This window comes from Marinobacterium iners (assembly GCF_017310015.1).
Classification (GTDB): domain Bacteria; phylum Pseudomonadota; class Gammaproteobacteria; order Pseudomonadales; family Balneatricaceae; genus Marinobacterium; species Marinobacterium iners.
Map to the genome: position 1 here is coordinate 847,639 of NZ_CP022297.1, position 18,972 is coordinate 866,610.

Here is an 18,972-nt window from a genome sequence, read left to right on the forward strand (position 1 = left end):
TTTTAAGACAGTTCAGGAACCTCATTTATATGGATATCACCATCCTCTTGCCCGGCGCGCCCTCCCAGCGTCCGCATCACTACATTAAAACGGCAGAGCTGCAATTGGGCCACGAGGTCCACTGTACTGATCTGGAATCTCTGGTTGCATCAGGCCTGACCCGCAATGTTGCCTGCATTATCGCCGGTTTGAAAACCGATGTGGCGCTGCAAGAGAGCGCCTGTCGACTCTGGCCGGAAGCTCGTTTTTTACACCATCTTGGCGATGATCGTTGGTCTACTGAAAGAAGCAGCCAGGTTGCAGCAGACGAAAGCAAGGCCGCTAAGTCAAATGGTGTGGCGCCTCAAACTGAACCGCAACGACCGAAACAACCAGCCATTAATGCTGCTGACGTGCACAAACAGGCGAATAAAATCGACCACGATTTATACCTGCGCCATGCCTGGGGGGCGAGCCAGAATAAGGCCGATATTCAACGGCTGATGCTACAGGCAGAGGAGTTGTTCAAGGATGTGAGCAACCTTGATCAGCGCATCGGCAAGGCCATACGGGATGGCGAGACAGCGTACGAGCTGGGTAACGAATTGGTCAAGCGGCTCCGCGAACAGGGGGCCGATAGTGTCGAGTTCAAGCAATGGTATGAGGCTACCAAAGCGGACTGCCCATCGCGCGTCGCCACACACCTGCACAAGTTGCTCGGTAAGCAAAGGGAACATCTGCAGCAACAGCGCGCCAAAACCCAGCATAACGCCACTTATACCATTAGCACGCCGCCCCTGATCGTGTCTGCTGAGGGTCATCCCAATGCCATTACCAACCTGAACCCATCACCCAGTTGGACGGTCCTGGTCGATGAAACCGGCAAGGCGTTTGACAACGAGGTGGAGGAGTTAAACCTCAACCATAAAGATGTGGGCAAGGTGGTCGCGCTGGCGATTCCGCAAGGTGTAGGTCTGGCTCCACTTGGCGCTGGTTTTCATGCTGTTAATGAAAGTAATGCGCGGATCGAACGCATCTTGAGTGACCTGACGGCACAACCCGTTGGTATCTTTGGTTTTTCCAGTAAAGACCCGGTTGCAGGCCGTTTCAGTTGGCTGCAACAGATTGACCAGCTGGTCCGCTGGGTGCTTCGCTTGCTGCCGATGAAACAGGGGGTGCCGACTCGGGTCAAGTTCAGCATTGAAAACCGTGGCGGCTACAACTCCCGTGTCGACTGGAAGATCCGTACCGAAACGCTGCTGGCTGAGTTGCATCAGCTGGACCCCAAACGTTACGCGCAGCTGAGTTTGAGCATTGAGTTTATTGATAAAAACAGTGAACCCTTGAATGGCTATGTGGATACTCTGGCCAACTGCTGGGGCAGCCCGCAAAAAGATAAGAAAAAACTGCTGCGACACTTTGCCTTGCCGGGCCATTGTCTGCTGTTGCCCAGCGGTGAACACGTTTACGAGCGCTTGTTATTGACTCTGGAAGGGGGCCAGGCATTGCGACCCTCTGATTGGTATGCCCTGTTGCAAGCGGCTGTCGATGAAGAGGGGCAGGCATTCACGCTACTGCATAACTGCCTGCAACAGCTGGGTGATACCGTCAAACAGCAGCCGAAGCTATGGGAAGGCTATTTACAGGAAGTTCAGGCACAGCTGCGGCTCAAATCGTATTCACTTGCAGGTTTGCAAAGTACGCTGGACTGGCTGGAGACGCACAAGCCCGACGGCGAAACGCTGCCACCCCTGTTGTCATTGCGCCAACAAGGAGCAAGGCTGGCGCTGCAGAACCACCGTGGCTTTTGTGATATGGCGCTGGTTGCCAGTGCTTTTGAAACAGCCAATCAATTGATCGATGAAGATGCGCCACAAGCCTGCGAGATCATACTGCGCTCGGTTGTGGCGGCTACAAACGCTTTTGACTTCAATAGCATGGAAGGGTTTATCCAACAATGGCTGACACTCCCGGTTGCCAGCGTTGGGCTTCTTAACCATGCCAAGCTTTTATCAACTCAAGGGCAGTTGCACGCTTTCCGGGGTGAATACACTGCAGCTGATGAGTGCTTTGTGCAGGCGATTGCCACATTTGAACGCTTGTCTGATCCATTGCAAGCGGGTAGGGAGGTGCAACAGACTACGGCCTATCGCCTGTTTGCCATGCTAAGTTCGCCTGAAACAGCATTCGAGGCATTTAACACTCTGCTTGAGACCTACCTTACTGCGATGCTCCACTGCAGCATTGATCAGTTGCCAGGTAAACTGGCGCGATCAGGCTCGAATTTGCGCTTTGCGCACCAGCTGTATCTGCGTGCATTGCTCACTTATCCGGATGAGATGGCAGACCAGTGTGCATCCTATCTGGACACTCGGTCAGACTGGCTTCAGGGTGAAGATCATCCCTGGCCTTTGATTTTGGCCTACCGTGCCTGGTTGCTCAATGATGCAGGACAGCGGAATCAAGCCAGTGAACTATTGCAGCAAGCCGTTGAACTCTGTGAACAGCAGTCAGGCAGTATTCTGCAATGGTTGGGCTGTGTGATACAGACCCTTGGTGAACAGCTGCAACTGTCTATGCCCTATCTGGAGCGGTTGGACCGTAAGAGGGAAGCGCTGCGCACTTTGCTGCCGGCAGCACCTCACGCTGAACTGGATAGGGCGCTGCAGATTCAGGACCACAGCCGCTCCGCTCTGATCAATATGCTCAACCAAACCCTGCCGTTTAACTTCCATTAAGTATACGCAGGCCACGGCCTAGAGCTGTGGCCTGCCCCCCTTGTCTCAATCTCTCGCAAACATCCATATCTCCCAAGCTTGCCAACTCAATTATTTCACGTTCTTTTTTGTATAGTGGTCTTCGTCGGCACAGGGATGGTGTCGCAGCCCTGAAAGTGCCAGCAAAGATCTACACGGGAGATGTCGAATGAAGACTGTTCAGCAATTTTTGATTCATCATCAGCCAGAGCTTTATCGAGCACTGCAGCAGCTGGACGATTTGCCGGTTGGCAATGATGCCCTGACGTTGACAGTAGTCGGTCTGGTTAAAGCCGGGAAAAGCACTCTGCTCAATGTGCTGACGGACAACCTGGAGCAGGAGTTCTTTAAAACGGCGCGATCCCGTGAAACTCGCGAGCTGAAAACACTCCGTGTCGGCCAGATTGACTATACCGATACTCCGGGGCTGGATGCGGAAGATACCGATGATCAGGTGGCGTTTGACGGCATTGTGACCAGTGACCTGCTGCTGTTGTGTCACAGCATGGGGCAAGGGGAGTTGGATCAGCCGACCTTGGATTACCTCAGCCGGATCAGTCAGCACAGCCAACGCCCTTTGGCTGATAGATTGGTGTGTGTATTGACCAAGGCAGAACAGCCTGATGAGGATCAACACGAGTTTGAGGCGTTGATCGCCAGTCAATTGGCCGAGCTGTGTGGGAGTGAACCGGATATTTTCAGAGTGTCGGCTAACACCTACATGAGTGGAGTTCGTCAGGCGCAGCCGCTCCTGATTCAGTACAGCGGTATTCCTGCCTTGCAGGACTATTTGCAGCAACGGGTTGAGGTGATGCTGGTCGACAAAGAGCAGCACCGGGCCCAGCAGCGAGAAACGCTGGCCAATGCCCTGGCAGACCGTTTGCAGGAGATGATTGCCCAGGAAGAGCAGGCCTTTGCTGATCAGCACCAGGCGCTTTCACACCGGGTTGATCAGCTGGGGCAGACATTGAGTCAGGTGCGTACGGCGCTGCAAAAGCGTTAAAGGGCTTTCTTCCAAAGATTTGAACAGTCATACAGGAGAGACACGATGCCATTCCCTTTGATCTGGGTTGCAGTTGCAGGTGTTATTGCCGCAGGTACCGCAGCGGCGGCTTACTATTCCGATTCGGGGTCTTCTTCCTCATCGGGCTCGGATAATCGCGCCGATGAAGAGGCCCGTCGCCAGCGGGCCGCTAATGCGGAGAAGCAGCGGCAGGCACGGATAAAGCGTGTGCATGCTGAATCGCGTCGGCTGCTGGCCGCTGAGTTGACAGCGCTGGGCGCATCGGGGCACTTGATGACACCTCAGATAATCGCCTTTGGTCAATCAACGATGGCCAGTCCAAAAGGGAGCGGAAAGCAGCTTATTAATAACTTGACGCACATGGATGTTGGTACTGAATCGGCCCGGATGCAGATGGCGCATTTGCTGACACAAATTGACCTCGGTGAGCCTGGGTTGCCAGCTATGGAATCTGCTGTAAACGAGCTGATTGCCCGTACGGAGCGGTTGAAGCTGATGCGTCAAATAGAGGCGCAACTGCGCAGCGGAGCACGGTTGGACGAATTGTGTGCCGATGCCATCCAGCTTATCCCGGATGTCTGACAGGCGATGGCATGGATATTACCCCTTCCCACTTCTGAGGATCTTGTATGCCACATACTCTGAAAACCAGTGTTGATCATCAGGCTCGCAGTGAGTTTCTGGACAGTTTTCACCAGTTGCAGGCAGCCTTCGCAGCCGTGCAGTCGGAAGTTCAGCAGCAGGAGCGTGCACTGATGCAGGATCAGGCCGATGTGTCGGCAGAGCTTGAGCAATTGGCACGGGCGACACAAGATCAACTTAACCCTGAACATCCGCTGAGTCAGATGTGTGAACAGTGGTTGGCAAATATCGCCGGCGCTCGTCAGCGCTGGCTCCAAGCTGCACAATCCTTTGATAAGGGCACGCGCTTGCGGCAAAAGCAGGGCGACTCCTTGCTGATCTATGTGTACGGCAAGGTTAATGCGGGGAAGAGTTCGTTTGGCAATCATATTGCCACCGGGTGCGCTGAGCCTAATGCTCAGCAGGTTGCCGCATTAGCCGCAAACGGGCTGCGTTTTGCCATGCATGAAGTCAGTGGCGCAGCGCTTGAGCAGTCACTGACGCAGGGGTTTGAAGTGGATCGAAAGGAATGCACCTCCGCTGTGCAGTACTTTACCTTGCCTGGTCTGACATGGGTTGATTCGCCGGGGTTGCACTCGAAAACAGCTCGTAATGGTGAGCTGGCGCGTCAATATGCACAGAGTGCAGATGTGGTGGTGTACGTGATGAACTCCGAGCACCCCGCACGCGAAACCGACATGAAGGAAATTGGTGAGCTCTTATCCATGGGGAAACCAGTGGTATTTGTGCTGACCCGAGCAGATGAACCAAAGCCTGCTGTTGTAGATGGCCAGCTGGTGTCACGCCCTGTCATGTATTCGCAAGATGATCGACAGGAGCAGGAACGCTATGTCATGCAAACGCTGTCGCGTCATTTCGGCCAGCATCCGGGGTTGGCACAAGCGCAGATCATGAGTGTGTCCGTACGCTGTGCTGAAATATCCGATACACCAGAGGCGCTTGAAGATTCCGGCATACCACATTTTTTGCGCACCATGCAGTTGTACATCAAGCAGGAAAGCGTCCGGATTAAGCAGGCAACGCCAAGGCGAAATCTTGCTGCATTCGCCCAGCGCCTGCTTGCCGGTACAGAACAAATGGCAGAGCAACAGGCCGACATACAGTCGGAACTGACAGCACAGCAGGACGAAGTCGAGCGTCGTTACCAGACAATGAGTCAGCAGTTAACACTGCAACTGAGTGATGTTATCGCCCGGGCCATGCAAAATTACAGCGGTGATAATGCGGCGTTGAGCAGCCAAATAGCGACTGACTTGCAGCAAAAAGCCACTGGATTGATCCAGGTCGAACTGGAACAGCAACTTCACGGGATGGAGCAGAACATGGCATCCGCCATTACGTTTGACAGCTCTGATGCCTTGCCTGGATTCGAGCATGAGTATTCATCGTTCAACTACAGCGACCGTGGCTACAAACGTGCCTGGGGTGGAGCCGGCGGTGGTGCACTTGGAGCAGGAGTAGGTTTCTTCCTGGCTGGGCCTATGGGAGCTGTTGTTGGAAGTATTCTCGGTGGGGCAGCAGGAGAGGGGCTCGGGCGTGCCTTCAGCAAAGATTCGACTCGATCCATCCTGATTGGCGATAACCGGTTTGCAATTGAGCAAGCCGCCTATCAGCTGTTTTCAACGCGCATAGCGGACACGCTTGAGCAGGGTTACCGCACACCGATGCTGGAAATTCTGCAGCAGATGGAGCAAAACATCCGTGATTCCAGACGCCTGCTGGAGCAGTTTTGTCAGCGCTGTCAGCCGTTAACAGAGCCTTTGACCAGCACCGAGCGCGCATAACATCAACGGAATTGGAATGAAAAGGACGATACGATGACAGCCACACAACATCCAATGATTCAGATGCTGAGCACCCATAGCGAATTGCTGGGCTGTTACCTGCAGGACGGTCGTTGCCAGCGGTTTCAGGAGCATCTCGCTGCCGAACTGGTGCGCAACAAACCTACCATCATGATGTATGGCGTTTATAGTGCCGGTAAGAGTAGCCTGATCAATGCGCTGTCTGGGCAAAAGGTAGCAGCAGAAGGGCGCAGTCCTACTACGGAAAAGGTCAGCCGCTATCCGTTTGGCAGCTTCGCCATCGATGATACCCCGGGCGTTGATGCACCTCCTGAACATGAACAAGTGACCCGTGAGCAGCTGGAAAAATCCGATCTTGTGCTGTTTGTAGTATCGTCCTCAACAGCACTGGACGACCTGCATTCATACCAGGCGATCATTGAACTGGTTCGCTTAAAAAGACGGGTCATGCTGGTGGTTAATCAGCGTGAAATCTCCCGCGATTGCGCGTATCAGATACAGCTGAATGATGAGCTGCGTAAACAACTCCAGGAAAAAGCCAGGCAAATGGATGTGCCTGAAGCTGACGCCCTGGCTGCAGTGCCGATTCACTGGGTCAATGCCAAACTGGGTCTGGAGGGCAAGCTCAAACAGCAGCCTTTGTTGCTTGAGTCGTCAGGTTTGCCCGAGTTTGAACAAGCCCTGTCAGATTTTATTGAACAAACGGACTTCCGTCAGCGTGAAGAGCGTCTGGCCGCCGACTTTGCAAGACTTTTGGCTGAAGCACAGGCCGCGTTAAAACTGCAGATGGATGCGCTGGGCACTTCAGGCTTCCAGCGACTGGCAACGCGCCTGCAGCAGGAGCAGACCGGTATCCAAAGTCGTTTGGAAGGCCTGCTGCGACAGCAAAGCCAGTCGCTTGCGTCAGTTTTTAAAGAACTGGCAATGGCTGATCTGGATGACGCACAACGTGAGCTGCAACTCGACCGGCACATGCAAAGCCTCACCCTGGAAGTTGAGCAGCAGTTACAACAGGAGCTTGGCAGAGCAGCCGATGCCTTGGATCAATTGGTCAATGAGCTCGACCGTGAATTGTCGCCTGTCAGAGCACAGGTTGACCTTCCTGATGGGATTGAACTGCCCAATTCAAACCCCAAAACATTGACCCAGCCCAGCAGCGAAAGCTTGCTGCCGGATGGTACGTTGCAGATGTTGGTTCAGCACATTAAATCCGAGCATCTTGTGAGTGTAATGAAGCTCGCCAAATCAGCACTCCCAAGCCTGTTCAAGGGTATTGGTCAGAAAACCATGGAGAAGTGGGCTGAAAAGATACTTGAAAAAATCCGTGTGGGCGGGCCTGTGGTGCAGGTGGGCGTCCAGTTGCTCAGCGGTATTTATCAGCACTATCAGGCGGAAAAAGAGTTGCGTCAGCAACAGGAGATGATGGTGCGTTTTCATGAGGCAGTACGCTCAGGGGCCCAGCAGATTGCCAGTCAATATCAACACTCGGTGAGCCTGTGCATCAGTGAGGTATTGCGTCAGGCGTTGCAGCCGGCGCAGCGTTATATCGAGGATGCGATTGAAAAAGTTGATCGGCAGAGCCTTCGCCTTGCGCAAGATGCCAACCAACTGGCGCAGCTGGAAAGCCAGCTTGAGCTAGCGTACGGCCGGGGAAGCTGAGTAACACAACGAGCGTTATGCCAATTGGCTGAAGTCCGGGGTGCCCAGAATCAGCTTGGTTTTAACGCAGTTCATAATGCGTCGGCGGTAGTGAAAGGCATCACTGCCGGCGGGCTCCACCATTTTTTTCAGTAGCTTGCCCGCCAGGCTGGCATGGATCAGAAAGCGATGACCATTACACTCACGCATGACAAAGTTTTCTGCCTGGTCGGAAAGCTCCATCCAGCCAAAGTGCAGGGCATGCTCGATCAACTGCTTCAACGCTGCACGCGCGCCTTCCGCCCGGGCTTTTGCCAAAGCGACCAACTTCAGTCCACATTTGTATTTATGCAGGGTTAATGCCAGCACGACTCCGTCCAGAACGATCAGGTGCCACTCATCGGTGTCACTAATAAGCTCTTCCTGCGACGCAAAATGCAGACCGCCCGGAACCGTGCGATAACTCGCATCCAGTAAAGGCCAAACCTGGGGCAGATAAGCACGCTTTTCCTGTTCATTATTCAGCTTTAAAAACTGCATATCCCGCCCCCCTGTGACCGTCTGATCAATGAATGAGGGCAGTCTAAACCTGAAATAATGACTCGGGGCCTGTTACAAATTTGTCTGCAACTCGCCTCTGATCGGTGCTCAGAGCAATGCCGTTCGGCACTAGGTACAACAAATTTGTCAGCCAACACATTCAAAATGCACGCGCTACTATTCTCTCAAACAGGGCATTGGAGGGATGAGTATGAGCAAGTTGAACCAGTTCAAGCCAGGCCAGCACCTGAAAGTGAGTAGCGGCCTTTACAGTCATCATGGCATCTATGTGGGTAAGGGCCGTGTTGTGCATTACGCCGGAAAAAGTAATGGTTTGTTCGACGATAGTTGCAGTTTTGTACAGGAAACAACACTTGCTCAGTTTGCGGGCCAGCGTACGGTTTATCGTGTGTCTGAACCTGATGCAAAATTCGCAGCTGATGAAATAGTACGTCGCGCCAAAAGTCGGCTGGGTGAAAACCGCTACTCAGTTATCACCAATAACTGCGAGCATTTTGTCAGCTGGTGCATACATGGCGAACACAGCAGCGAACAGGTACAGCGTGCCGGTGTGGTCGTCGCAGCGGCAGCGGCGAGCGCAGGTGCCGTGCGTGTTTACCGGGCCAGCAAAACAACCAGTACAGTTGTTAATGCGGTTCGTTTGGCTGCGGCGTCATCATCATCTTCTCAGGCCGGATTGCTTGTCTCTGCAGCAAGCGGTGGTGGGGCAGCGGGTGCAACGGCCGCTTTAACCGCTGGTGGATCAGTGGCAGGAGGCTCCGCTGCGACAGGGCTTGTAGCGACGGGGTCAACCTTACTCGCAACACCGGCGGCTCCTATAGCTGCTGCAGCCCTGGTTACGGGTGGACTGGTGTATGGCGTAGGTAAGCTCTTTGACTGGTGGTGAGGGTGTAAAGGGCTTGAAACCTGGATCAATACACGGCAAGCTTGAACCGCTCTCGGACCGGGAGGAAAGCAATGCTCGAGGTTACACCTGATCAAATATTAGCCAACTTTTTGGTTAAAAAAAAATCAGTAAAAAGTAGGTTTTATCTGCTTGATTTGATTGATAAAAATATTTGGTTGGAGTCCGAGAGCTACCCCGACACCGGAGGGGATTAAGACTTTTGTGCAAATGTACATTGTCACGCCGTACAAAGTCCGAGAGCTACCCCGACACCGGAGGGGATTAAGACTCAGGATTTGTTTACGGTTCATCCAGACGCTTTTGTCCGAGAGCTACCCCGACACCGGAGGGGATTAAGACCTGCCTGTACTTGCTCAAAGTTGTAGTCACGTGTCCGAGAGCTACCCCGACACCGGAGGGGATTAAGACCGTCTATCAGCGGGATTCCGCGCAATAAAGTACGGTCCGAGAGCTACCCCGACACCGGAGGGGATTAAGACAGCCCGAAGGAACTGGATGCGTGGGCGATGTAGCGTCCGAGAGCTACCCCGACACCGGAGGGGATTAAGACTCCTTTCAGAGCATCATACGCTGTCTCAGTCGGTCCGAGAGCTACCCCGACACCGGAGGGGATTAAGACTAGAAGATGGCAAATTCGACGTTATTCATTTTATGTCCGAGAGCTACCCCGACACCGGAGGGGATTAAGACTCATAGTTAAGGTTCGGGATGAGACCCGCTTTAGTCCGAGAGCTACCCCGACACCGGAGGGGATTAAGACAAGTATGAACGTAGTAATGCTGACACGATTGTCTGTCCGAGAGCTACCCCGACACCGGAGGGGATTAAGACAATTCTACAATGCTTTTTTGTGCGCTGGTCAATGTCCGAGAGCTACCCCGACACCGGAGGGGATTAAGACACCACCTCTGCGGTGGTTCTGATAGCTGACATGATGTCCGAGAGCTACCCCGACACCGGAGGGGATTAAGACTGGTAGAAGCTACTGGGTTGATGTTTTATGTTCAGGTCCGAGAGCTACCCCGACACCGGAGGGGATTAAGACAGCACGCGTCTGCATGGTCTGGTTGGTGGTAGTGTCCGAGAGCTACCCCGATACCGGAGGGGATTAAGACAATTAATCCCAAGGGTCAGAAGACATCTCACACGTCCGAGAGCTACCCCGATACCGGAGGGGATTAAGACACCAGCTCGGTGGGCGTCTCCTCACCGCGGAGCAGTCCGAGAGCTACCCCGATACCGGAGGGGATTAAGACAGGCCCAGAGGCGCAGGGTGCGTTCCTGGAGGGGTCCGAGAGCTACCCCGACACCGGAGGGGATTAAGACTTAGCGGGCAGGTCTGCCAGTTCGCGGTAGTCGGTCCGAGAGCTACCCCGACACCGGATTACAGGCACCAAAAAACGGCCAGCATGCGGCTGACACCGGCCAGATCAGGAAGTGATGGCGACGGTTTAAATTTTCAGGCTTTTAAACAAGCGCTGCAGTTCAGTCGCTAAGCTGTTTTCATCAGACAGCAGCTTGTCGATCTTCTTATCAGGGCTGCGTACCCCATGTGCCAGGGCGTTGCGGATTCTGCTCAGGGTTTGAAACTCACGCGATCCTGCCTGCAGTGATTTGCTTGCTTCTTCTCGGTGGTCACGGGTGTCTGGCTCACGATTTTGATGCAGTTCTTCTGAAATCTTCGCCTCCAGGGCCAGAATGGCCGCGCGCAGATAGTCACCCCGCTTAAAGTATTCCTTCGCCAGTTTTTGTTCTCGATCGTGGCGAGAGCCTTTGCGATGCCATGCGATCCTTTGCTGTAACTCATCGGCAAATAATCGAGCGACGGGATCCTGATCGATTTTGCCCTCAATACTCCAGGTTTCCAGCTTTTGTTTGGCTTTCGCTGAATTATTGATGCGCTCAAAAAAAGCGGCCTCTTTTAAACAGTGACCGGCCTCACCAAGCAGTTCACTGAACACGCCGTAGTCACCGTCTTTGGAGTAGGCATGCATAGCGCTGAGCCAATCGGCCATCTGCAGCAGTCCCTGCAGGTTGTTGACAGGGGTAATGTCATCCTGACGCAACTCAAAGGCTCCGTACCAGATACCTTCGATGGTTGCCTGTCGCAGGTTACGCAGATACATGGCTGTCAGCAGTGCAATCATCGGCAGGCTGCGAAGCCCGTGGGTGATATCCAGGTGCACTTGGTCACCAGTGTCAACGTGGCGGGACATTAGCTCGACCACCTCAATCTGTTCATTCAGCGTAGTCCCAACCTGAATAAGCTGAAGGTGGGTTTCAATGCCCAATTTGTCGGCCAGCACGGGTTGAATCTGATCCAGCATGGCTTGAGTGACCCGACTTTCTTCAACAGCGAAAGCCAACTCTAGCCGATCATTTTCTGCATCGTTGCCGAAGTCGATATCACCCTCAAAAAGGTGGTCCCACATACTGCCTGCGGTGCCGAGAATAACGATCCGGTCAGGTTGCAGGTGCTGCTTCAGATTGAAGCCGAGAAATGCACTGGGTGGCTGGCGGTGTCCATCAATGCTGTAAACCGTTTTACGATATCCCTCAGATGTCTTCGGTGTGCGGCCAATAAACGTAATCAATGTAGTGTTCATCAATGCATCCTTGTTGGCTTGGTCATCTGATACTACCTGATGAATCGGCTGGGTTAAAAATCCATCAATGCTTCCTTGGTGCAGGCGAGAAGAGTTTTGTCCAGCCATGCCTGGCTCACACAAGCTTGCCAAGCCTCAATCAGCATGAGGTTGCCGCTATCGTGTGGTCATCGAACACGAGCATTTGTGGGAGGCATCATGCGATCAAAAAACAACCGTCCGGTTACTGTACTGTGCCAGGGTATTAAGAATCCGCTGACCGGCAAGCTTCTGGTCGGCTTGGTTTATGAAGACCTTGAGTCGTTATCGGACTATCGCCAAGTTGATGTGCTGGACCCCGTCAATCACTACCGTCGCTTCGTGGTCCGTAAACAGATATCAGTGCTTGAAGATACCAAGCATCCAGAGCTCGAGGCTTTTCGTAATGCCGCGTCCCAAGAGCTAAAAACAATCATTCTTAAGGGGAGACGCCTGAGCAACAGGCCGTCAACCAGCTCCCAAGTAAGGCGTTATGTCGATATTGATGAGCGCAATAGCTGTGGGCGTTGCGGCGGAACAGGATACATACCTGTATATGCACATGTATGTAATGGTGTTTGTTTTTCCTGTGGCGGCAGTGGAACCAGACGTTCTGCATCTTCGGTGGTGCCAGGCCGAGAGGAAAGTACAGAGACAGCATATCCTGAGCTTCATGATCTGTTTTCATCAGCCGAAATGGGGATCAGCGATCCTGAAGATCGCTGGATGGCTATGGCAACAGAAAGCTCCAGTTAGACGCCGGTTTCTGGCGTTATGCTGAAGAGCCCGGCTTCCGCTAAAAATTGACTTGGCTCACTAGAGTCAGGCAGCACACACACCAGACGTTTGCGTGCCCGCGTCATGCCCACGTAAAACAGTCTCCGTTCTTCCTCTATCAGCCGGTCACCCTTGTCGTCATCTCTCGGAAATCGGCTTGCCTCCAGCCCATCCAGAATCACGTTATCCCACTCAAGGCCTTTGGTGGCGTGAATGGTGGCAATCAGCAGGCCATCCTGGTTGTGATTATTATTTGCCAGGCTGCTTAGCTCGGTGTGAAGCTGAAGAATCGTCAGGCGCCTGCGGCCAGCCGCGTCTAGAATGACAGCGTCCATCTCCTTTAATTGCTCGTTTGCTTCTTCGGTATCCCCTTCATCCATTAATGCAGCTGCCCAGCCGAGAGTGCTTTGCAAGCTCTTCAGCTTCGGCTCAACCGGTTCGGACGAGTCAATTTGCACCCACTGCTGCACGCAAGACCAGCGTTGTGCAAAAGGAAGTTGTTGCGCAAGATCCAGTTGGGCTGCAACGGACTCACCAGACTGGCCCTGAAGCAGTTGTAATATCAGACCACGCAGCGTTTCCTTTTTGATCATCAAGGTAGGAAAGCTGAACACCGAAATCAGATCATCAAGACTGGCTTTACCCTCAGCGGCGATATGCAGCCAAGCACTTAAAGCCTTCATGGGGCGATTGTTGAATAAGCTGCGCTCTTTTGAGCTTACGCGGAAAGGATAGCCTTTGCCGGCAAGGGATAGCTGCAACGGAATGGTGTCGGCCCAATAGCGATACAGAACCGCACTCTGATCGGTTACACCGTTTTTGTACCAGTCGGAAATCTCATCGGCCATGGCACGTTTGCCGCGAACGACGCACACCTGTGTTTCCAGTGAGTCGTCATGAGGCGTGGAAACCAGGGGCAGACGTTTCAGATTGTGGTCAATCAGATTATTTGCAGCCGTACAGAGTGACGCCCCGTAACGAAACGTCCGGGTCAGTGCATAGCGGGTATAGCCCGGAAACTCCTGTGAAAAATGCTCATCCAGCATATAGTCAGGTTGAGCGCCTCGCCATTCATAAATGCACTGGTCCATATCTCCAACAGCCATCAGTGCTGTATGTTCGGAAATCAGCAGGCGCAGCATTTGAATCTGGTCGAAGTTTATATCCTGATACTCATCAACCAGAATGTGGCTGTAGCCGCGTAAAATGGGGGCTACCAGTTGTTGTTCTTGAGCCAATCTCACTGGTTCTGTGAGCATCATGCGATAGGTTATCAGTCCTTTTGCACTCAACGCATCGAGAACTGAGCGTGCTATGTTGAAGCTCATCCACTGATCCAGCCCCAAACGGGACTGGAGTTTGGATTTTAATAATGTGCTCAGCGGCTCGCTCGGCATCGACAGTCCCTGCTCGATCTGCGTGAGCGTTTTTTTGACCAGAATATCCGCTTTGCTGAACAGTTGACGAGCCTTTCGATCCAGCTTGCGTGTGTGGTGCGCAACCCCCTGACGGACATATCGCATCAGATCATGGTTGTTGGCCAGGCTTCGCTTTTCGATATGCCCCAGCTTCGATAGCTGCTCCAGCGCTTTGAAGCCAAGACCATGAAAAGTCATAACCTCAGGGCTTTCAGCAAATGATAATGTGAAGTCGAGCCGTGATTTAAATTCTTGAGATGCCTGCCGGTTGAACATTAAAACCAGAATCTTTTCAGCAGGCACCCCGGTGTTCAGCAAGTATTGCACCCTGTTGATCAGCGTGGCTGTTTTGCCTGAACCGGGGACCGCACAAACCAAGGCATGACCTTTATCATGCTGGATTACTGCTTGTTGCTCATCCGTTGGCTGCAGCATAAACCGGTAAGGCCCCCTCAGACGATATCGATCTGTTGCAGCGGCTCAGGCAGTGCAATGCCGTAACCCGCACCTTTATGTTTGCTTTTACCGGTGTTGTTGAGCAGTTCGCCATCTTCACCATAGATCTGAGTGGGCAACAGCGCGTTGGCCAGGTTTTTGGGCAGGGCATGCTGCAGTGATTTTTGAAGCTGCTGCAGATAGCTGTCAAATTGGCTGCCGGTCACGCCTCCTTTCTCGATGATGGGTTTAAAGGTGCGCTCAAGATTGGGGTGGGCATCCAGCAACTGGTCATGCTGCAACAGCTCGTTGAGCATTTCATTTGCTGTTTCGCTGCGCAGCTGTATGTCTTTAAGAGCAGCCAACTTGGTCGCCATCATTATCGGCAGGATGTCGTCTGGTTTTGACGGCCGAGTAAACCCGCCGCGACCCTGTTCGGGCTGTAACAGCGATTCTTCAAGGATCAGCAGGTAGAGTGTCCAGCTCCAAATACCTGAAAATCCGACTTCGACATCAATGCTCGGGTAGGCTGGTGATGAGATCCTTACGGTCTGGGCTTTGGCATTGACCTGTAGCTTGAGGTGCTTTACGTCTTCCCCCAAGTTGATCTGATCAACCAGCTTGCGGAAGTTAACCCGCTCACCGAATTCTGTCAGCATTTCAGGCACCAACTGACGCTGGCGAATAAATGGAATATCAGCCAGGGTCACAACGGCGTTTTTGGTATCCAGCTTTTCGCCGTCACGATTGGTGATTTCGCGGCTGCTGCGGGTGGGAAAGTAAAAATCCGGGTGGCCCTCAAACCCCTCGCTGACCAATACATGAGAAAGACGGTCGAAATGACGACCAAACAGTGTCATGGCGTAGCCCAGGTAAAACGTCATCGTTTTTCTGCCGCCCGCCAGTGAGGCATGGATCGAAGTGTGGTCGTCCTGCGTGAGGTCGCGCACGGTACTCATTATAAAGTTGGCCAAGGCTTCATGGTCTTCTTCCGAGCGTGCATCCACCACAGGTTCTCCGGCGGCATTGGGTACAACTAAAATATCTTCGCGCGTAATCTGAATCAGCGGCTTATCCAACTCGACGCACAGGTGCTCAAGCTGCTGGTGCTCGACCAGGCCTTGCCAGATTTTCTCAGCCCCGATTGAGGTTGTAATGATTTTGATCGACTTGGGCCAGGCATCTCCACGCTTGTTTATGCCGTACAGCGTTTCGGTAATGATGGCCGGCGACATGCCGCTTACGGCCAATAGCATCGTTTTCATTTGCGCTCCTTCCTGATTGCGTTTCCTTGGCAGTCTATGTCTCTCACCTGCAAATCCGTCTGCTGACAAGCTTGCGAGCACACTCGACCCCACACATCGGCTCTATTGTTACACCACATTGTTGCTTCGCAGACATGATCAGCACACAAGAGGTGAAGGTAATGACAACCTGGATCGTAACACGTCACCCCGGTGCGCTTGAATTTCTGGAGCGCCAGGGCATCACCGGTACGTTTTTGCCGCACCTGGACGTTGGCATGCTGAAGGCGGGCGACAAGGTTATCGGTACTTTGCCGGTACAGCTTATTCATGCGGTGAATTGCGCTGGAGTGGAGTACTGGCATCTCTGCCTAGAGCAGGGATTTAACGACCGTGGCCGCGAGCACACTGCGGACTATATGCAGGTACTGGGTGTCAGCCTGCGCCGCTTCAGAGTTGTGGAGGGCTGAATGAACAACTGGCAGGGCAGTCAATATGTTAGCGCCATTCTGCAGGCCGCAGCCGGTGATATTTGTGAGCTGGCAAGCGAAGTGGGCATTGATGGTCACAGCTTGTTGCAACAGCCCTTGATCGATGATTGTTTTATCAAAGGACGTGCCGTACCTGTGCTCAGCAGCGGTTATAAAGGCCGTTGCTACGTACTGTTTCGAGTCTTCAGAAATTGCTCTGGGGAGTGCTGGCCGTATCTGCAGTTTTTTACGTTTCGCCATGGCGGTCTTCAGCGGGTATTCAATGGCTGGCGCTGGCTGCATCACCATCGATACATCGTTGAAACCTCCTTGCCCGATATCAAACCCTGCCAGACAAACCCAGCTGATCATCGGGCAGCGGCATTCCAAGAGGACGATAACCGTGCCCGACAGCGTCGACATGCATCATTACTGCGCCGCTACAACGCAGCAATACCCTTGTCATCTACTCACCCGTGGGTAAAACGGCGTTTTCCCGGCATCAACGGCTCCCGGTTATGGGTGGACTCTGGGGTGCGAGTATGTGGGGCTCAGTTGTTGGTGCCGATCGAGAATAGTGCGGCCGAAATTGTAGGCTTTCACGAAATCACCTTGGGTACTGAACATGAGTCCAAGCGGCATTACGTCCAATATGCGGGTGCGATGAAGGGTGCCTTCGTAAAGCTGCCGGGTCTTGTCACCGGGCGAGCACAGCCACCCATTATCTGTGAAGGCCTGGCGACAGGGCTGACGTTGGCCCTGTGCTCAGGTAATAGCGTTTATGTCGCACTCAGCTCGGTCAACCTCAAGCGAGTGCGGCTCCAACTCACAGGTGAGCCTCAGGTGATTTTCTGCTACGACAACGATCAGTGGCATCCTGAAGCAGGCAATACAGGGTACAGGGCAGCTCGTCAGGCAAGTCAGCACGATGATCTGCTCTGCGGCCCACATTTCAGCCAACAGGATCATTGGGCAGAGCCAAGTGACTTTAACGATCTACACCAGCTGCATGGACTTGGTGAGGTCGAACGTCAATTAGCGGAGTCTATGCCATGACGACAGCACGGGATTATCTATTCGGATACGACATAGCCGATGACCGCCGTCGGCGCCGAGCGCTCAAGATCTTGCGCAGCGAATGCTTTGGTTATCAAGATTCGGTGTTCGAACTCAATCTGAATAAAGGCCATGCAGAACAATTGGTTGAACGCTTGTTGCCCTACATCGACCCTGAAACCGACAAACTGTTTTATGTGCGCCTCAGCGTGCAGGAGCAGGCCTGGCAGCTTGGCACAGGCATTATGACACCCACCGGACAGCTACTGGTCCTCTGTTAGGAGTGGCGCCATGACTCATATCATTATTGATCGGCATCATGTGACTCTCGAATACGCGACAGACTGCATGATCGTCAGGGTGCCGGAGGAGATACCCAGAACAGTACCCTTGGGGCGGGTGGATCAGCTCATCTGTTTGCACAGCGTGCACCTGACCACTCAGCTGATCGGGCAGTTGTACAAGCGGGGCATCGACCTGATTGTGCTGAATATGCGCTATGAAAACAGCAGCTTTGCTCTGTTTTCTGACCAGCAGCGTCAGGTAGAGCGGCGTTGCCGGCAATATCGCTGGCAACAGAACGATTCCGATCGGTTAGAGTTTGCTCGTGACCTGTGCAGTCATAAATTTAAAGTGATGGCCAAGTTATTGTCGCAGTACCACACCATGCCTGCTTTCAGCGCGTGTAAACGGCTTGAAGAAGCTCGTCATACACTGGTCAGCTGTCACTCAGATGACCAACTGCGAGGCATAGAGGGCAGCTTGCAACGGATGGCATTTGACATCTGGCGACAACAAATACCGTCTTCTCTGGGCTTCGTCAGGCGCGAGCGCAGGCCTCCGAAGGACCCTGTGAATGCGGTACTTTCATTGGCGTATACCCTGGTGCATCAGGATGCAGTGAGGCAGGCCAAACGATACGGATTGGATCCTCAGCTTGGTTTTTACCACCGCACCGCCTTTGGTCGGCAATCACTGGCGTGTGATCTGATGGAGCCGGTGAGGCCTCATGTGGAGAGTTGGGTAGTGAAACTCTTCAATGAAAACATCCTCGACAAACGCTTCTTCACGCAATCAGCGCAGGGTTGTTTTCTAGGTAAAGCGGGCAGATCCGAATTTTACGCTGCATTTGACGAAGCGGCCCAGCAGTGGCGGCGGAAACTGGCAGCGGGTGCTCACTGGCTTGCCAGACGGATTGATCAAGCGGGAGCAGGCTAATGCCAACACAGCGACAGCACTGGTCATTGATTGCATACGATGTGCGTTCACCCCGGCGGCTTCAGCGCTTACATCGCTTTTTGCGCACCCAGGCCTATGCGCTGCAGGAATCTGTATTCGCATGGTACGGAACAGAGCGGGCCAAGCTTCAATTACAGGCACGAATGCTGGATTTTATTGATACAACAGAAGATGACCTGCGCGGTTACAGAGTGCGTGCTGGCACCGAGATACAGCTATGGGGCAAAAGTCCATTTGCTGAAGGCGTTTTTGACACTGGTTATCCGCCTCATCAGCGTCATCTTATTGACCCTGATCGGCTGCAACCTGATGACGATCATAGACAGGAGCCCGATGAAGAAGCGGCTTGATGAGGGATGTTCACTCTACCGAGCGGTAACAACCATATTAAAAGGAG

At 53.2% G+C, this 18,972-nt stretch carries 16 protein-coding genes and 1 CRISPR repeat array; of the genes, 12 read left to right on the forward strand and 4 right to left on the reverse strand.

The window, feature by feature from the left end:
- Positions 1–29 precede the first annotated feature (29 nt).
- The 5 genes from CFI10_RS04135 (at position 30) to CFI10_RS04155 (ending at position 7,865) form a co-directional block, all read left to right on the forward strand.
- Complete coding sequence (locus CFI10_RS04135) at positions 30–2,717, forward strand: hypothetical protein (protein WP_206839729.1); 2,688 nt, start codon at positions 30–32, stop codon at positions 2,715–2,717.
- A gap of 187 nt (positions 2,718–2,904) precedes the next feature.
- The gene (locus CFI10_RS04140) at positions 2,905–3,738 is read left to right on the forward strand and encodes a GTPase (RefSeq protein WP_206839740.1); all 834 of its coding nucleotides are present in this window, start codon (positions 2,905–2,907) and stop codon (positions 3,736–3,738) included.
- A gap of 45 nt (positions 3,739–3,783) precedes the next feature.
- A complete protein-coding gene (locus CFI10_RS04145) occupies positions 3,784–4,341 on the forward strand; it encodes a hypothetical protein (RefSeq protein ID WP_206839741.1) in 558 nt (185 codons plus the stop codon).
- A 47-nt stretch (positions 4,342–4,388) separates the two neighbouring features.
- Positions 4,389–6,185 (forward strand): dynamin family protein, encoded by a 1,797-nt coding sequence (locus tag CFI10_RS04150; RefSeq protein ID WP_206839750.1) that lies wholly within the window; start codon positions 4,389–4,391, stop codon positions 6,183–6,185.
- 33 nt (positions 6,186–6,218) lie between these two features.
- Complete coding sequence (locus CFI10_RS04155; RefSeq protein WP_206839761.1) at positions 6,219–7,865, forward strand: GTPase; 1,647 nt, start codon at positions 6,219–6,221, stop codon at positions 7,863–7,865.
- A gap of 15 nt (positions 7,866–7,880) precedes the next feature.
- Here CFI10_RS04155 and CFI10_RS04160 read toward each other — a convergent pair whose 3' ends face one another.
- On the reverse strand, positions 7,881–8,384 hold the full coding sequence (locus CFI10_RS04160; RefSeq protein ID WP_206839763.1) for a hypothetical protein: 504 nt from the start codon (positions 8,382–8,384) through the stop codon (positions 7,881–7,883).
- Between the two features lie 211 nt (positions 8,385–8,595).
- Between CFI10_RS04160 and CFI10_RS04165 the strand changes: the two genes are divergently transcribed.
- Complete coding sequence (locus CFI10_RS04165) at positions 8,596–9,291, forward strand: lecithin retinol acyltransferase family protein (RefSeq protein ID WP_160142048.1); 696 nt, start codon at positions 8,596–8,598, stop codon at positions 9,289–9,291.
- Positions 9,292–9,472: 181 nt separating this feature from the next.
- Positions 9,473–10,638: direct repeats of the CRISPR family, unit length 37 nt; unit sequence GTCCGAGAGCTACCCCGACACCGGAGGGGATTAAGAC.
- 125 nt (positions 10,639–10,763) lie between these two features.
- Here the strand turns inward: CFI10_RS04165 and csx2 are convergent.
- On the reverse strand, positions 10,764–11,918 hold the full coding sequence (gene csx2, locus CFI10_RS04170; protein WP_206839765.1) for a TIGR02221 family CRISPR-associated protein: 1,155 nt from the start codon (positions 11,916–11,918) through the stop codon (positions 10,764–10,766).
- A 198-nt stretch (positions 11,919–12,116) separates the two neighbouring features.
- On the opposite strand from csx2, the gene CFI10_RS04175 reads away from it, so the two are divergent.
- The gene (locus CFI10_RS04175; protein ID WP_206839766.1) at positions 12,117–12,692 is read left to right on the forward strand and encodes a hypothetical protein; all 576 of its coding nucleotides are present in this window, start codon (positions 12,117–12,119) and stop codon (positions 12,690–12,692) included.
- Here the strand turns inward: CFI10_RS04175 and CFI10_RS04180 are convergent.
- Together CFI10_RS04180 and csm6 are read right to left on the reverse strand one after the other, a co-directional pair.
- Positions 12,689–14,566 carry an ATP-dependent helicase gene (locus tag CFI10_RS04180; RefSeq protein WP_206839768.1) on the reverse strand — a complete coding sequence of 626 codons (1,878 nt, stop codon included), beginning with the start codon at positions 14,564–14,566 and terminating at the stop codon, positions 12,689–12,691. The genes CFI10_RS04175 and CFI10_RS04180 overlap by 4 nt on opposite strands.
- Positions 14,567–14,583: 17 nt before the next feature.
- On the reverse strand, positions 14,584–15,831 hold the full coding sequence (gene csm6 / locus CFI10_RS04185) for a CRISPR-associated ring nuclease Csm6 (protein WP_206839770.1): 1,248 nt from the start codon (positions 15,829–15,831) through the stop codon (positions 14,584–14,586).
- 161 nt (positions 15,832–15,992) lie between these two features.
- On the opposite strand from csm6, the gene csx16 reads away from it, so the two are divergent.
- The 5 genes from csx16 to cas2 (CFI10_RS04210) are packed head-to-tail and all read left to right on the forward strand — an operon-like array spanning position 15,993 to position 18,925.
- Positions 15,993–16,280: a CRISPR-associated protein Csx16 gene (gene csx16 / locus CFI10_RS04190; protein WP_206839772.1), complete on the forward strand. Its 288-nt coding sequence runs from the start codon at positions 15,993–15,995 to the stop codon at positions 16,278–16,280.
- A complete protein-coding gene (locus CFI10_RS04195; RefSeq protein ID WP_206839774.1) occupies positions 16,281–17,336 on the forward strand; it encodes a toprim domain-containing protein in 1,056 nt (351 codons plus the stop codon).
- Positions 17,333–17,617: a CRISPR-associated endonuclease Cas2 gene (gene cas2, locus CFI10_RS04200; RefSeq protein WP_149390992.1), complete on the forward strand. Its 285-nt coding sequence runs from the start codon at positions 17,333–17,335 to the stop codon at positions 17,615–17,617. Before CFI10_RS04195 ends, cas2 (CFI10_RS04200) begins: the two co-directional genes overlap by 4 nt.
- A 10-nt stretch (positions 17,618–17,627) precedes the next feature.
- Positions 17,628–18,554 carry a CRISPR-associated endonuclease Cas1 gene (cas1, locus tag CFI10_RS04205; protein WP_206839782.1) on the forward strand — a complete coding sequence of 309 codons (927 nt, stop codon included), beginning with the start codon at positions 17,628–17,630 and terminating at the stop codon, positions 18,552–18,554.
- A complete protein-coding gene (gene cas2 / locus CFI10_RS04210) occupies positions 18,554–18,925 on the forward strand; it encodes a CRISPR-associated endonuclease Cas2 (RefSeq protein WP_206839791.1) in 372 nt (123 codons plus the stop codon). The genes cas1 and cas2 (CFI10_RS04210) overlap by 1 nt, the downstream gene beginning before the upstream one ends.
- The last annotated feature ends 47 nt before the right edge of the window (positions 18,926–18,972 follow it).